At 38.8% G+C, this 14,655-nt stretch carries 14 protein-coding genes; 3 read left to right on the forward strand and 11 right to left on the reverse strand.

From position 1 onward, the window contains the following. Nucleotides 1–230 precede the first annotated feature (230 nt). From ACE1AT_RS14085 to ACE1AT_RS14095, 3 genes are read right to left on the reverse strand one after another with little or no spacing between them, the layout of a single operon-like run. The gene (locus tag ACE1AT_RS14085; RefSeq protein ID WP_374869288.1) at nt 231–542 is read right to left on the reverse strand and encodes a hypothetical protein; all 312 of its coding nucleotides are present in this window, start codon (nt 540–542) and stop codon (nt 231–233) included. 2 nt (nt 543–544) lie between these two features. Then, the gene (locus tag ACE1AT_RS14090; protein ID WP_374869290.1) at nt 545–811 is read right to left on the reverse strand and encodes a hypothetical protein; all 267 of its coding nucleotides are present in this window, start codon (nt 809–811) and stop codon (nt 545–547) included. A 17-nt stretch (nt 812–828) separates the two neighbouring features. After that, nucleotides 829–1,284: a hypothetical protein gene (locus ACE1AT_RS14095; RefSeq protein WP_374869292.1), complete on the reverse strand. Its 456-nt coding sequence runs from the start codon at nt 1,282–1,284 to the stop codon at nt 829–831. A gap of 953 nt (nt 1,285–2,237) precedes the next feature. Here ACE1AT_RS14095 and cysK point away from each other — a divergent pair. Together cysK and ACE1AT_RS14105 are read left to right on the forward strand one after the other, a co-directional pair. Next, on the forward strand, nt 2,238–3,173 hold the full coding sequence (gene cysK / locus ACE1AT_RS14100) for a cysteine synthase A (RefSeq protein ID WP_374869294.1): 936 nt from the start codon (nt 2,238–2,240) through the stop codon (nt 3,171–3,173). 1,082 nt (nt 3,174–4,255) lie between these two features. Continuing rightward, a complete protein-coding gene (locus ACE1AT_RS14105) occupies nt 4,256–4,906 on the forward strand; it encodes a hypothetical protein (protein ID WP_374869296.1) in 651 nt (216 codons plus the stop codon). On the opposite strand, the gene bioF is transcribed toward ACE1AT_RS14105, so the two are convergent. The 8 genes from bioF to menD form a co-directional block, all read right to left on the reverse strand. Continuing rightward, on the reverse strand, nt 4,903–6,075 hold the full coding sequence (gene bioF, locus ACE1AT_RS14110) for an 8-amino-7-oxononanoate synthase (RefSeq protein WP_374869298.1): 1,173 nt from the start codon (nt 6,073–6,075) through the stop codon (nt 4,903–4,905). The genes ACE1AT_RS14105 and bioF overlap by 4 nt on opposite strands. Nucleotides 6,076–6,597: 522 nt before the next feature. Further along, nucleotides 6,598–7,236, reverse strand: coding sequence for a Holliday junction branch migration protein RuvA (gene ruvA, locus ACE1AT_RS14115; protein WP_374869300.1), 639 nt, complete (start codon nt 7,234–7,236; stop codon nt 6,598–6,600). A gap of 1 nt (nt 7,237) precedes the next feature. Next, a complete protein-coding gene (locus tag ACE1AT_RS14120) occupies nt 7,238–7,987 on the reverse strand; it encodes a sucrose-phosphate phosphatase (RefSeq protein ID WP_374869302.1) in 750 nt (249 codons plus the stop codon). A 147-nt stretch (nt 7,988–8,134) separates the two neighbouring features. Next, entirely contained in the window at nt 8,135–9,082 is a 948-nt protein-coding gene (gene pip / locus ACE1AT_RS14125; RefSeq protein ID WP_374869304.1) for a prolyl aminopeptidase, read from the reverse strand. A 47-nt stretch (nt 9,083–9,129) separates the two neighbouring features. Further along, a complete protein-coding gene (locus ACE1AT_RS14130) occupies nt 9,130–9,366 on the reverse strand; it encodes a hypothetical protein (RefSeq protein ID WP_374869306.1) in 237 nt (78 codons plus the stop codon). 43 nt (nt 9,367–9,409) lie between these two features. Next, nucleotides 9,410–11,038 carry a DNA sulfur modification protein DndB gene (locus ACE1AT_RS14135; RefSeq protein WP_374869308.1) on the reverse strand — a complete coding sequence of 543 codons (1,629 nt, stop codon included), beginning with the start codon at nt 11,036–11,038 and terminating at the stop codon, nt 9,410–9,412. A gap of 3 nt (nt 11,039–11,041) precedes the next feature. Next, the gene (locus ACE1AT_RS14140) at nt 11,042–11,596 is read right to left on the reverse strand and encodes a GIY-YIG nuclease family protein (RefSeq protein ID WP_374869310.1); all 555 of its coding nucleotides are present in this window, start codon (nt 11,594–11,596) and stop codon (nt 11,042–11,044) included. Nucleotides 11,597–11,956: 360 nt separating this feature from the next. Further along, nucleotides 11,957–13,732, reverse strand: a complete 1,776-nt coding sequence (gene menD, locus ACE1AT_RS14145; RefSeq protein WP_374869312.1) for a 2-succinyl-5-enolpyruvyl-6-hydroxy-3-cyclohexene-1-carboxylic-acid synthase — start codon at nt 13,730–13,732, stop codon at nt 11,957–11,959. Between the two features lie 223 nt (nt 13,733–13,955). Between menD and folB the strand changes: the two genes are divergently transcribed. Continuing rightward, nucleotides 13,956–14,315 (forward strand): dihydroneopterin aldolase, encoded by a 360-nt coding sequence (gene folB, locus ACE1AT_RS14150; protein WP_374869314.1) that lies wholly within the window; start codon nt 13,956–13,958, stop codon nt 14,313–14,315. Nucleotides 14,316–14,655: the final 340 nt, after the last annotated feature.

The following is a 14,655-nucleotide window of genomic DNA, read 5'->3' on the forward strand; positions in this document are numbered from 1 at the left end:
TGACGCTGTTTGGAGTTCTTCCCCAATCTTCCTGGGATATCTGCTCTAGCTGATTGGCGCACTTGTGTTCCATTCCACTTAATTTATCAGATTTTGAGCTTCATTTTTGGCTATCTCTCTTCTACCCCCTGAACGGTTACAAGAAAAGTTTGTGAGAAATCAAAAATTTCGTCACAAACAGAACAACACACAAGCAATATATAAAATATTTGATTTTTGATTCCTACTGATTAGCGAAAATTACGTTCTGACACTAATACCTCAGCTACCAATCTTGGTAAATCTGTCAGATCAGCGTATCCTTCTGAACCGCGAATCGGAGAAATAAATGTATAGTCTGGATCACATTCTCCAGTGTCATAAACTTGCATATACCATCGATCAGGAAATCCCTCTATGGCTATTTCTACAATGTACCAACTCATGCCAATCAGACGAGAATTCACAATGACAAACCACTCTCTATCTGCTTCTAGAACATTCCACTCAGCCATCAGAAATTCTAAAGCGATTTGTCCTGCGTCAGTTGCAGTCAATAACATCTTTACTCCTTAGCTGGTACTTCAGGAATTTCAGGATATAACCCTAGTTGTTTCGATAATTCACGCGCAATATGAATTAAAAACTTTGCTCCTTCATCATTACCTTGATGTGCAAATACAGCAGCAACTTGTAGTATTGTTTGTATAAAACCAGCATCAAGTAATTCTGGATGAGTTTCTAAAACTTCTGGTTCCTGACCATTAGGACAGCTAAGTAACTGATCAATCAAATCAAAGTATAGATTTTGGCGTTCTTCCGTAATTGTCATATTTTATTGCGCGTTCCTTATTGTTCGATACTTTCTTGCCATAACCTTTCTAGCTTATCTACTTGTTGTTGAAAAACTGTAGCGCGATAAACAAGATACCTGTCATATAAAAAAGAGAATATTCCCAAACCTATAGGTAATAACAAAAAGAACCATTTCAAGCAATCAACAACTTTATATAGTCGAGTAGGAGTGAGCAAGATATGCAGAAAATTGGCGTCAAAAAGTTTAATGGTAGCTGCATCTTGAGCAAAATTTTGACAGTCTTGTTCAAGAGTTAATAAATTAGTATTTTGGTTGCCAAAGATACTAAATACACCTGCTTGTATTTGCTCTACTTTACAACTTAAATGCTGTATTTCGACTAGCTGCATATGCTGCTCCCAAACCACACTCAACACTACTAGCTCAGGTGAAAGCACTATTAAAGTCAGTAAACAAACAATGAGAAATTTGGAAATTTGTAGTCTCATTTTGGCTCTCCCTTGCTAGGCAGTATGCACCCGGTGAGACGGTACCTTTTTGTCTTGATTTACCCTGTATAATAATTAAGGTATGAACACCCAAAAGTTAAGCCCTATCAAGTTATCAATTATCAGTTATCAATGAACTTACAAATGTGAAAACTGATAATCAGCAGGAATTAAATAGTAACTATAGTAACTATTGTTGGACAAAACTGAATATTTGTCAGAGAACTTACACATTCAAAGCCGCTCATATTTTAGTTCATCTTGCTTGTAGATGTGAGGGCTTAAGAAGTCCCCCCCTTTGCAGGGGGGGGTAGAGGGGAATCTCTGCGTAAATCCTATAGGTTTTATAGCAGCTGGCTTAGTCGAGAACAGTTGTTTGCAGCCGGATCAAGATTATTAAATTAATTAAGTTTGTACTCAAAGCTGATAATTCCCATCGCAGCAGTATTCAAAAAATTTTTTGGGGTATGGGTACTAGTATTTTGAGGTATAGGGACTCGCATTTTTCAGCTAAGGTGCTGGAATTGATGTACTCAATCACTATTTATGGAAATCAAAGCTCAAGAGTCAAAAATCAAAAGCCAAAACTCTGAATTTAATTTTGATGGCTAGTACTCACCCTCAAACTATTGAAAATTGTGCAAAATTTTAGTAATAAAAAAGTCAGATTTTCCAGAAAATATTACTAAGTAAATATACATTGGATGAACATTAAAAATATAGAAACATTATATAATTTTATTTTTAAGAATTTTGGCACAAAAAATTAAAACTATCATTAAAAATTACAGAAATAAACTAAATTCACTTTTAAGATTGTTGGTCATTGGTCATTTGTCATTGGTCATTGGGAAGAGACTTGTTAAATAATTCTCCCGTGTCTCCCTTGTCTCCCTTCCCTTATCCCCGATCCCCGATCCCCGATCCCCAATCCCCAATTAGGAGCTTTATTCATGCGAATTGCTGGTGATGTTACTGAATTAATTGGACGTACTCCGTTAGTTCAACTGAATAAAATTCCCCAAACTGAGGGATGTGTGGGCAGAATTGTGATTAAGCTCGAAGGAATGAATCCGGCTGCTTCTGTGAAAGATCGGATTGCTGCAAGTATGATTACAGCAGCAGAAATTGCTGGATTGATTGCACCAGGAAAAAGTATTTTAGTAGAGCCAACATCTGGAAACACGGGAATTGGACTGGCGATGGTAGCGGCGGCGCGTGGTTATGGTTTAATTTTGACTATGCCTGAAACTATGAGTATAGAACGACGGGCGATGTTAAAAGCTTATGGTGCGGCTGTGGAGTTGACGCCAGGAACAGAAGGAATGCTGGGAGCAATTCGCAAAGCCGAAGAAATTGTGGCTAATACTCCCAATGCTTATATGCTGCAACAGTTCCGCAATCCAGCCAACCCCAAAATTCACCGCGAAACCACCGCCGAAGAAATTTGGACAGATACAGATGGACAAGTAGATATTGTTGTCGCTGGGGTGGGTACTGGCGGAACAATTACGGGTATTGCTGAAGTGATTCAAACACGTAAACCGAGTTTTCAAGCGATCGCAGTTGAACCAAAAAATAGTCCTGTCATTTCTGGTGGAGAACCAGGATCACATAAAATTCAAGGTATTGGCGCGGGTTTTATTCCTGAAGTTCTCCGCACAGATTTAATAAATGAAGTGATCGCAGTCAGTGATGAAGAAGCGATCGCATTTGGGCGACGTTTGGCGAGGGAAGAAGGTTTATTATCTGGTATTTCTTCGGGTGCAAATTTGTGTGCGGCGATACAAGTAGCCAAGCGCCGGGAAAATGCTGGGAAGTTGATTGTGGTGATTCAACCTTCTTTTGGGGAGCGTTATTTGAGTACGCCGATGTTTCAAGATTTGTAAGATTATGCCCACACCACCAATCAAATATACAACCTGATTTTTGTTAAATTTAGGTGGCATTATCAATTTACTATTCATTAGATAAAATTTCCGCTTAACTTATTCCTTTAGTTAGAAGTTTAGCTGATGTTAATTAATTAACTTATTGGTTGAAGTGTCCATTTTCATTAATCTTAATTTTATTTGAATTTCCAATAGCAAACAGTTGTTATATGGGAATTTTTGGCAAACACAGAAACAAATAAGGTTATGGAAATTTATCATTAATCTTGGTTTATTGATAAGAATAAATACCCCGAAAGGAGCGATTTTATCCTTAAGGGGCAGAGTGAGGTATGACTTAAATGTTTCTCTTCTTCCAAGACAAATATTAATTTGATTACAAAACCTTTGTATCTATCTATAGATTTATTTAGCAATGATTCAGTGTCAAGTAATCTTGTGATGATAGATACAACTTAATATATTTTGATGTATATCACTTGACGTATTTAATATTTATGATAATAACAAATAATTTGTTTAGCAAAAACATTGAATTTGATCAATGATTGAACTTGATTGAACTCACTGTAGATTTACCTTTTCTGAGATTTTGTGCTTGGCGATCGCCATTAAATAATATAGCGATCGCATTCAAGAATAGTGCAATCATACACCTGTATTTTTTTAGATATAGTCCTTCTGTATTTATAGTCAATTATTAATGTTTGGTATCTAGTGGGTTTGTAGTGTAGACGCGGTAGCGGCTCTGTAGGGTAGGGTACGCTACCGCGCTACGCTCATTGAGGACTAAAGTCCTCACTACAAACTTTTACAAGAGGTCTAGTGTATAAAACTTTCATCAGCTTACCCAAAATTTGGGTATTACTGGGGTTTTTTCTTTGCCTATATATAGTACAATTGTTCTAGATAATAAATTTATTTTCAAACTTTCATTACTTGAAGGTGATGGTGCGTGTACGGGTAGCCACTACTCAATTGATTAGCACCTCATGAATGCGATCGCCTGTGTGATTTTCTGGTGACTAAAGGCGATGGATTTATTGTGCGTACCAGTAAGTTTTTATCAGGTCAATATTATGATGACACAAGTACAGAGTGTAATTGCTTTATCAGAGTTTGGGAAATACGTTGAAGAAAAAGCAAATGACTCCAACAGCGTTGCTGGTGAAAAATTTCAAGTGCTTTCGCTTGCTGATGTCACCAAAACAATTTTGCATCATGCTTTTTGGTTAGCCGACCAAAAACAGAAGCTTTCCCAAAAAGAGTATAAAAAACTACTAATTGACCAGGGCTGGAAAGGTGAGGAAAAAAAATATCTGAAAATTGCTGCGGTATTTAGTAAGTTTTCGCCCCAGGATTTAGCACAAGTTGAGCCATTGACTGTCTATCAGTTAGCAAACAATAGTAATAAATATAAGCCAGTTATAGATGCTTTGTTAGATATAACTACAATTACCCAAGAAGCTGTACGTTCCTTAGTTAAGCAACGGCGCACTCCCAGACAATCAAAACCTGAAAAACCGAGTATCTGGCGACGAACAAAGAATGGTGGACGCTATTGTCAAATTCCACCGATTCATTCTGAGTATGAACACACAGGTGTCACTCTACAAAAGATGATGGATTCTGAAGGATTAACTGCACAACAAATAGTGTCAGAAGCGATCGCTTTACGACAAGCATATAAGGAAGGGCGGTTAGTGTTGCTTAAAGAAGGAGAAGCTTAAAAGCTTGTTGATCGATATTTTAGTACTTCTACTAATTTTTCAATATGTTTTTGATCATGAGTTGCCATGAGAGAAATTCGGATTCTACTTGTAGGAACGGTAGGAGGACGAATCGCAGGAGCAAATATACTAGCAGATTTGAGTTGCTTTGCTGCTTGGAGTGCGTCTTTGGCGCTCGCAAATTGTAAGCAAATAATCGGTGATTCTGAAGGGAGTAATTTGAGATTAGGTAAATGTTGTTGAATTAACTTTTTTAAGTAATCGACATTTTTCCATAATTGAGCGCGGCGTTGTGGTTCTTGTTTAACTATATTAATTGCTGTTAAGGCTGCGGCTGTATCTGCGGGTGAAAGAGCAGTAGTATAGATCCAACTTGAGGCGCGATTTCGTAAATAGTCAATTAGGCTTGCACTTCCAGCAATATATCCGCCTAAGCTACCCAAAGCTTTACTCAATGTTCCCATTTGTACTAATTGCTTACCAGTACAGCCGAAATACTCAACGCACCCTGCACCTGTTTTTCCTAGAACTCCAGTACCATGAGCTTCATCGACTAGTAGCATACAGCTAAATTCTTCTGCCAGATTTACCAGTGCAGGTAAAGGACACAAATCTCCATCCATACTAAAGACGCTATCTGTTGCGATTAAACAGCGTCGATAATTTTGACGCGATCGCTTTAATTCGGTTTTCACAGCTTCCACATCACAGTGAGGATATTCAAAAATTGCTGCACCACTGAGAATTGCTCCATTTCTGAGGCTGGAGTGATTATACTGGTCAGCTAATATTAAATCTCGCTTCCCTACTAAAGCTGTAATTGCACCCAAATTTGCTAGATATCCTGAACTAAAGACTATAGCGTCTTCTGTTTGCTTCAGAGATGCGATCGCTCTTTCTAGTTCTCTGTGTAATTCCCTGTGTCCACTGAGTAATCGCGAACCAGTACTACCTGTACCAAATTCTTGGACAGCAGCAGTCGCCGCCGCAATCAAACGTGGATCACTAGCTAATCCCAAGTAATCATTACTAGCAAAATTGATTACCTCCTGTCCTTCCAATAATACCGTCGCACCACAGCAACCGTTTATTGTTTGTACCGAACGATACCAGTCTGCACGGTGAATTGTTGCCAGAGATTGTTCTATCCAAGCGTAGGGATCGGACATTGGGGATTGGGGAAAAGGGGGAAAACTAACTAATTGTAAAAGGATAAAAAAGTTATACAATTTAAAAGCTTGTAAGTCCTATATTTACGTTCAAGTTTATCCAAGCCTCAAAAAATAATGTAGCAACAATGCCTCAAATTATATAGTTCTGTGGATATGTGCGATCGCGGGAATATATGTTATCCCTTTGATTTTCGGTCAAGACGGAAACTGCTACAGGCTGCGCGAAACACGCAAACGTCAAGACGGATGTTGCTGCAAAGAAGACGGAAGTTACTACAGGGAAAGTAAATAATGATCGCCTGTTTTCAGAAGTGCATTGTTTGACTTTTGTAAGCATCGGCGATTGGGGAAGGTAGGGGTCCCCTTTGGGGATAAGGGGCAGGTGGGGTTCCTTCTGGGAATAAGAGGTAATGGGGATTGGAAGGAATAAAACTAAATAAAACGAATAACTAAATAATAACTAAATAATAAGAATAATTCTTGACCATTGACCATTGACAAATGACCATTGACCAATGACTAATAACTACATTCACTACTACTAAGATGGGCGATCGCTTGTCTGAGCCATTCTTCTAGGTGTGCGTCTTTTGGTAGTCCAATGTCTTCACTGACTACGTGTAAGGCGTGGCTAACTTCGTTGGGGGTGTAACCCAAGGCGAGGAGAGTCATTTGCACTTCTTCGAGAATTCCTGGTGCTGGGCCGCCTGTAGCGACGAAAAAGCCTGCTGTTTTGCGCCATTCGATTAATTTGCTTTTCAGTTCTAAACAAATGCGTTCTGCGGTTTTTTTGCCGACACCAGGCGCTTGAATCAACAATTGGATATTAGCAGTAATAATCGTCTGGACTAATTCTGGGAGTTCCAAAGTGTCGAGTAAGGCGATCGCTAAAGCCGCACCAATTCCACTCACACTCAGCAAATGACGAAATACATCCCGCTCTGCTGGGGAACCAAAACCGTACAGAAACGGTACTTCCTCGCGAATTTGGTAATGGGTAAATACTTGTACTTCACCTCCCGATTCTGGTAGCTGCTGTGCTAACCGCGCCGGAATTTGTAAATCGTAACCAATTCCGTTGACTTCGAGAGTCAGGATATGGCGATTTCCACTATGTTTTTGAATGCCAGCAACGATGCCTTTGAGATAACTAATCATTTTATTCTATCAATCCAAAATAAGTTAAACCTTCAAGTATACCACCTGCACAGGCATTTTGTGCCAAATAGCGGTGGTTAGCGGGATTTTCATTGTGCCACTGGAGTAACTCATCACGAGCATTCCCAACTATAATCCCTCGTTCATTGCCTGTTGCGAATAAAGCAATATCATTACCAGAATCACCACAGACAACAGTTTGTTCTGCTACAAATTTCCATTTTTGGCGAAGAAACTGTACTGCCTGACCTTTATCGCTCCTGCGAGGCACAATGTCAAGGTCTATACCACTGCTGTAGATTAACTTTACATTTAAATTAGATTTGAGCAACTCCGACTCTAGTTTTGGTAAAACAGTTACAGATACCTCCTGTTCTAGAAAAAAACTCACTTTAAAAGGACGCTGTTCCGAATCTGGCTGTAGTTTTAACTCAGAAAAATCCGCAGTTATAGATAATACCAAATCTCTTTCCCATCCCGGTGAAAGTATTGTTGCCCAAGTTGAGTCCGGGCGATCGCTACCATCCAAGTATATTTCTGTTCCCACAGATAAAATCAAGCCATCAGGTTTGAGAAGATTTTTTTCTTGTTGAAGTTCGCGGTACAGAACAGGCGATCGCCCTGTAGCATAAACAATCTTTGTACCATGTTCTTGACGATGTTTTTGCAGGCGATCGTTTAATACCAACAGCGCTTGATCATCGCCTACCAGAGTATGATCTAAATCAGTTACAAACAAAAATTCAGTCACGGCAACCTCTTGATGTCAACTTCACCATCAAAAGTGTATGCCGTTTTTGCACCAGAGCGATCGCTCTGGTGAGTTAGCTTGCAGCGCTTTTACACAGATTTTTTTCTGTTCCCCGTTCCCTGTTCCCTGTTCCCCGTTTCCCGTTCCCTACAAACAAGCAAACTTATCTGTTGCAGCAATCAAAGCACTCGTAATTCCTGGTTCACTCATTGAATGTCCTGCATCAGGAATAACAATAAATTCTGCTTCTGGCCAGGCGCGATGTAATTCCCAAGCTGATATCATCGGGCAAACTACATCATAACGCCCTTGTACAATTACTGCTGGAATTTTACGGATGCGTTCAACATTTAAAAGTAAATAATCTTCTGGTTCAAAAAAACCTTTGTTGATAAAATAATGACACTCAATTCGTGCAAAAGCATCGGCAAATTCATTTTCACCAAACTTTTCCATTAACTCTGGATCTGGGAATAATCTGCTAGTACTTGCTTCCCAAATTGACCAAGCACGGGCAGCTTCTAGCCTAATTTGCATATCTGGACTTGTCAAGCGTTGGTAATATGCTGTTAGCAAATCGCCACGTTCTGCTACAGGAATTGGTTTAAGATACTCTTCCCAAGCATCAGGAAAAATATAACTTGCTCCCTCTTGATAGAACCAGCGTAATTCTTTTTGCCGTAGCATAAAAATGCCACGCAAAATTAGCCCACTACAGCGTTGAGGATGAGTTTCACTGTAGGCTAATGAAAGATTACTTCCCCAACTACCACCAAAGACAACCCATTTTTCAATACCTAAATGTTCTCGCAGTTTTTCAATATCATTGACTAAATCCCATGTGGTATTTTCTCGCAGTTCAGCATGGGGTGTACTTTTTCCACAACCGCGTTGATCAAACATAATCAATCGCCATTTTTCTGGATGAAAATATTGGCGATAAAATGGTGGACAACCTCCACCAGGGCCACCATGTAGTAAAACAATCGGTTTCCCTTGGGGATTACCAGACTCTTCAAAATAAATAGTATGGATGTCTGAGACTTGTAATTTGCCTTCGTTATAAGGCTCAATTGGTGGATAAAGTTCTCGCATTTTAAAAATATTGATTGTTGATTGTTGGTGGTTGGTAGCGTAACAAGTCAAAAGTTAAAAAATGTCTGTAACTCGGAAAGCGATCGCATACTCAATCTGTCATTAATCGTTGTCGCAATACTAACCCTAATCTGGCGACAAGCATCATCAGCATACCTTTGACCCAGCAAACTTTGGTTTCTGAGTCGTAAATCAAGCATCCATCCCGTAGGGTGCGTTGTCGCAAAGCGCAACGCACCATAATCCCAAACATCCCAAATATTTAGATGCCAGATCAACCTCATTGCTGATACTGCACGAGTGAGGTTGCTTATGTAGTTGCACAGCTTAGTCTCTTACTTCCTCAATTTCTTGAAAAATATCCTCATCATCTTCAATTTCATCAGATTCCTCTTCGTCATCCTCAGAAGAATCAAGCAAATCTCGAACTTCAGCAAAGGAGTCATCTGATTCAGAAGATTGCTTTATCTGCTCATCAATGAATTCAACTTCAGGTAATATCACATGAAACTCTTTTCTCCAATTGGAAATCAAAGTTTCATTCCAGTTGACCTCGTTACTGACATCATCTTTAGTACGTTTTATCAATTCCCTCACACCATCAGAGGAGTTAGACAATATCATTCTGACAAGTTCTATACATTTCTCATCTCCAGATCCCGTAGTTATTATGGTTCGGTTTTCATTGGTTCGCACTAGAACATTAGACCAATGAGATTGATCTCGGCTGAAAAAGCCATCTTTATCCATTTTAGTAATACTAAGCGAGATGGCATTAAGAATTGCTGGGATACGATACTCTGCACTTATCCTGAGCAAAAACCTTGAGACAGCAAAAAAAAGAATTTTTTGTCCTAGAACAGTATACAAAATGCTGGAATCTCGTAATTTCTTTATACTTGCTTTTTGGCTTGTACTTAATCGAGGTTGCTCCGGTTGAATAGGAATATTTATACCTACGTAGTTAATCTGTGATACCCAGTCCTTGAATGGCTGAAGTTCAGTAAAAAACCACTTAAGCAATGCTTTTGTGCCTATTTCAGAAAGTTTAGGATGAGACTCGTAATAAGTTTCCAGAGCCATATTACGCTCAGTTGGTGAATTGAATGATTTTTTTAAAGCTTGCTTGGGATAATCTTTCAATAGTTCAATAGTACATTGGCTCACCAAATCTAGAGTCGTTAGGTAAGGTTCTGATTGATTTAAGCTTCTTGATTTGGAAGACCATTTAACAAATCTATCTTCAAGTACTCCTTCCTCTAAAAGTTTTCTAGGAATGAATGCTGATATTTTACTGTCATCAAGCAATAGTTGAGTTTGTTTATCTATTGATTTTGCAGTCTTGTTTATAACTGTAAATATATTGCGAGTTGCTTTGATTATCTCATCTCTTACAGTTTCGCTTAAGTCTGCATGACCAACCCTACCAAGATTACCAAATACTAGATAAACGACTGGTATGTCAAAGGTTTCAGAGCAATTGTAATTTTCTGTTTTTTGTTGAAGGGTTAAAGACTCTTTTCCAGTATGTACATTCCAATATCTCTTTAATGAAAGAAGTCTATGTTGACCATCAATTACAATTCTAGCTACGTTCTTATATAACTTTAAATTGACCCATTTCTCGACCTTTTTTCCCTGACTACTAACTGTAGAAAAGTCCCAAAACTCTCTTTGCTCATTCGAGTTGGGTAAAAGTACGACTACAATTGAATTAAAAAAGCGAATTCCACCCTGCGCTAGGTAAGAAAATATTTCTGTATTTGCTCTGTTTTCATCTAATTTTCTCTGAACTCGTTCAGAGAAACTCCAACTGCCTTGAATTTCATCAGCAAATCTAATGTTTTCAACTGCATCACTTTGGTCAAGAGTTGTTATAAAGTACCTAACCTCACCAAACTCACCACTGATTGCCTTATATTCAATAGTCTCTGGAGACTGATTATCTAATTCCATTTTCTAACTCCTCTGTGTATTAAACTTAGGCTGACATAGTTGAATTAATAAACTTTCTAACTCTCTAGAAATGTTTTTTGGGCAAGGTAAACAAATGAATAAAAATTCATCATTGGGTCTTAAGTTTGCGTACTTTGAGAAAAAACCATCGTCTCGCTCCAAATGCTGAAGAAATCTATCTCTCAAGTTGCTTGCAGTGCCAATGTAATCTGGTCGTTGGAGGATGCTACATGAGATTAGGAGATTTTTTAAGATTCTTCGTTCTTTAGGCTGAGAAATAGCTTTGATAAATTGATCCATTTTTTGAGACAAACCAACTGGCTCTCCACAAGTATCGACAATGAACTTACTTTTATTATCTGTCTCAGAAAACTTTGTTTTAAATACTGTATTTTTTATACGAGTATCTATATAGTCAGATAAATTGTTTTCTAAAAAATCAAACGCATGATATAAAGCATAAATTCCTGAAGTTTCAGGAAGATAATTTGCAGCAGATATAGTTGCTGTTACTACGGTAAAATTCTTGAAAAAGTTGTCGTGAACTGTTTCTTCCATAGATATAAATTACAAAAAAATATCTCAAAAAGCTCAATTTATGAACTTTATAAATTATTTTGCCAGTAATCAACAATAGAAAAAATTACTTTGAGTAATCATCACAATCTTTTAAGAGATCATGCAATAAGTTACCCCTCCATTAGCATAGGCTTCTGGTTATACAGGACATACTAGACATAATTATTACATAGTATTAAAGCTTTTTGCTATCAAAGATTTTAATGAACACGTCTGTAATTTTGACATTAAAAATTGTAAAAATTTTAATACGTAGATGTTTTGTGATAAAAAACTAAAATTTGGCATAACAAGTTGTAAGGTGCGTTGTGCAAACGACAACGCACCTTACCAAAAATTTTAATATTTAGCAAACTTACCCAAATTTTCCTGTCGCCATTTGGTGTCTAATTTGCGATTTGTTCGTAACTCTAACACCCTAATGCCACTGGTAGGTAGGGGGTTTAATTTTGTTTGCAATTGTTGCCAGTTAGTAATCAATTCATGTTCCACGCCATAGGTAGCACATAATTGGGCAAAATCAATATCTTGGGGTGTGGCAAAAAATTCTTCAAATGGTGGTTCAAATTTAGCAATAGGTAACATTTCAAAAATGCCGCCACCATTATTGTTCACTAATATAATTGTTAAATGTCCAACAAATTTATTTCTGATTAAAAAGGCATTTGTATCATGCAATAATGCCAAATCTCCAGTTAACATAACGCTGCTTTGATGACGATGGGCAATTCCTAAAGCAGTAGATAATGTCCCATCTATGCCATTTGCACCTCGGTTAAAAAAGGGTCGTATACCAGAGTGATTGGGTTGCCAAAAATATTCTACATCTCGCACAGGCATACTATTGGCAATAAATAAAGGTGTTTCTGGCGGTAAAGTTTGGGAAAGTAACCAAGCAATTTTACTTTCTAATAAATCGTCTATATTTTTAAAAGTATGATCAACTGTTGTTCTAACTTTTGCCTCTAGTTGAGTCCATAGTTCGAGATAAGAAAATACATCAACGTGGGGACGTGGTGACACAGAAAATGAGTTAAATATTTCATTCAGTTGTTCTACACTCAGGCGTAAATGAACTGTCCGAGCGTGGAGAGGATCAAGATTTTGGTCACTGGAGTCTATCACCCAACGTCTAGCAGCAGTGGTTTTTAGCCAATTACGCAGTACTGGACTAGTGGGCATTTCACCGATTTGAATTACTATTTCTGGTGTCAGCTGTGTTGCTAGTTGCTGATTCCGCAATATCAGGTCATAAGTAGAAATAATGTGAGGATTAATACTAGCATGATTTCTGACAGGAGATAATCCTTCGGCTAAGACTGGAAATTGTAAGGTTTGGGCAAGTTGGGCGATCGCTTGACAATATTCCTGTTGCTGTTGTGGTTGGGCGACTCCGGCTATAATTATTCCCCGTTCACAGTTTTGCCAATCATCAAGGGGAAGAGATGGGGTGAGAGGAAAATGGAGTGGTGGAGAGAATTGTGTGATGTTACCAAAAAATTCTTCTGGATGAAATTCTGACTGTAAAGACGCAAAATTTTGCCTATCTACATTTGCTTCAGGAATTGGTGCGAGGGGGTCGCGAAACGGTATATTTAGGTGTACAGGGCCAGGAACAGGATAGAGCGATCGTTCCCAAGCATAAACCATTGTTTGCCGTAGATAGGCTAGCATCCCCATATCTGCTACAGGTACAGCTAATTCTGTTTGCCAGTTGGGGTAATTGCCATATAGTTTTAACTGGTCTATGGTTTGTCCAGAGTGGCAATCTCGTAACTCTGGTGGTCTGTCGGCGGTTAAAAGTAGCAGTGGTACACGAGTTTGTTTCGCCTCAATGACTGCTGGATAAAAATTCGCCCCCGCCGTCCCGGAGGTACAAACAATAGCTGTGGGTAATCCTGTTGCTTTCGCTCTTCCTAACGCAAAAAAAGCTGCGGAACGTTCATCGAGAATCGAAATAACATCAATTTCTGGTGTTTTTTGGGCAAAAGCGACTGCTAATGGTGTGGAACGCGAACCAGGACAAATTACAGCAGTTGTTAACCCCAAGTGCTGCAATGTCTGTGTCAACACGGTAGCCCAAAGTTCATTTGTATTTCGGAAACCAATTAGCATGATGGAATCGGGAATCGGGGATCGGGGATTGGGGATCGGGGATCGGGAATCGGGAATCGGGGACAAGGAGGACAAGGGAGACAAAGGGGAATTTCTCTTTCCTGTTCCCTGTTCCCTGTTCCCTGTTCCCCTTTCCCCGATGACAAATGACCATTGACCAACCATCAACAATATATGACTTGTTTTACAATCCTATAGGCAAAATTCACTCTTTTATTTTTATATGGACTGTATTGATGTTACGGGAATTCGTGCTTATGGCTACACTGGGTATCTACCAGAGGAACAGGTGCTAGGACAATGGTTTGAGGTGGATGTGAAGTTATGGTTGGATCTCACCTCAGCAGCCAAAACTGATGCGATCGCAGATACTGTAGACTACCGTCAAGTGATTAATTTGGTTCAACATCTAATTAAAACCTCAAAGTTTGCTTTGATTGAAAGATTGGTAGCTGTAATTGCAGATTCTATTTTGCAAGAGTGCGATCGCCTGACGCAAGTTCAAGTCACCCTCAGTAAACCTGCTGCACCCATCCCAGACTTTGGTGGTAAAATCAGCATTTGTGTGACTAGAACCAGGTAATTGGAAGAGAGACAAGGGAAGGGGGACAAGGGAAGGGGGAGAAGAGGAAAAAGCAATTCAAAAGACTTTTGACTTCCCTTTGGTGGGACGCTCTTAAGATGATATTTATACCAAAATATGTCTTATATACAAATCCTCAATTTCTTAGAAAAGTTGGGGATTTGTGCGTTTAAAATTTCATAAATCTAGATCAAATAGGTAGGACTTACGCAAAATCATGAAAAAACTAACCACATAGACGCGCTTTACTCGGCTACCTTTGGTAGGCGCGTTAGCGACAGGCGTGCAAGTAGACAGGGAGTGTCGAAGCGCAGGGTAGGACACAAAGGACACTAAGAAA

Origin of the sequence: Pelatocladus sp. BLCC-F211, from assembly GCF_041928655.1 — a bacterium.
In the GTDB taxonomy this organism is placed as follows: Bacteria; Cyanobacteriota; Cyanobacteriia; order Cyanobacteriales; family Nostocaceae; genus Pelatocladus.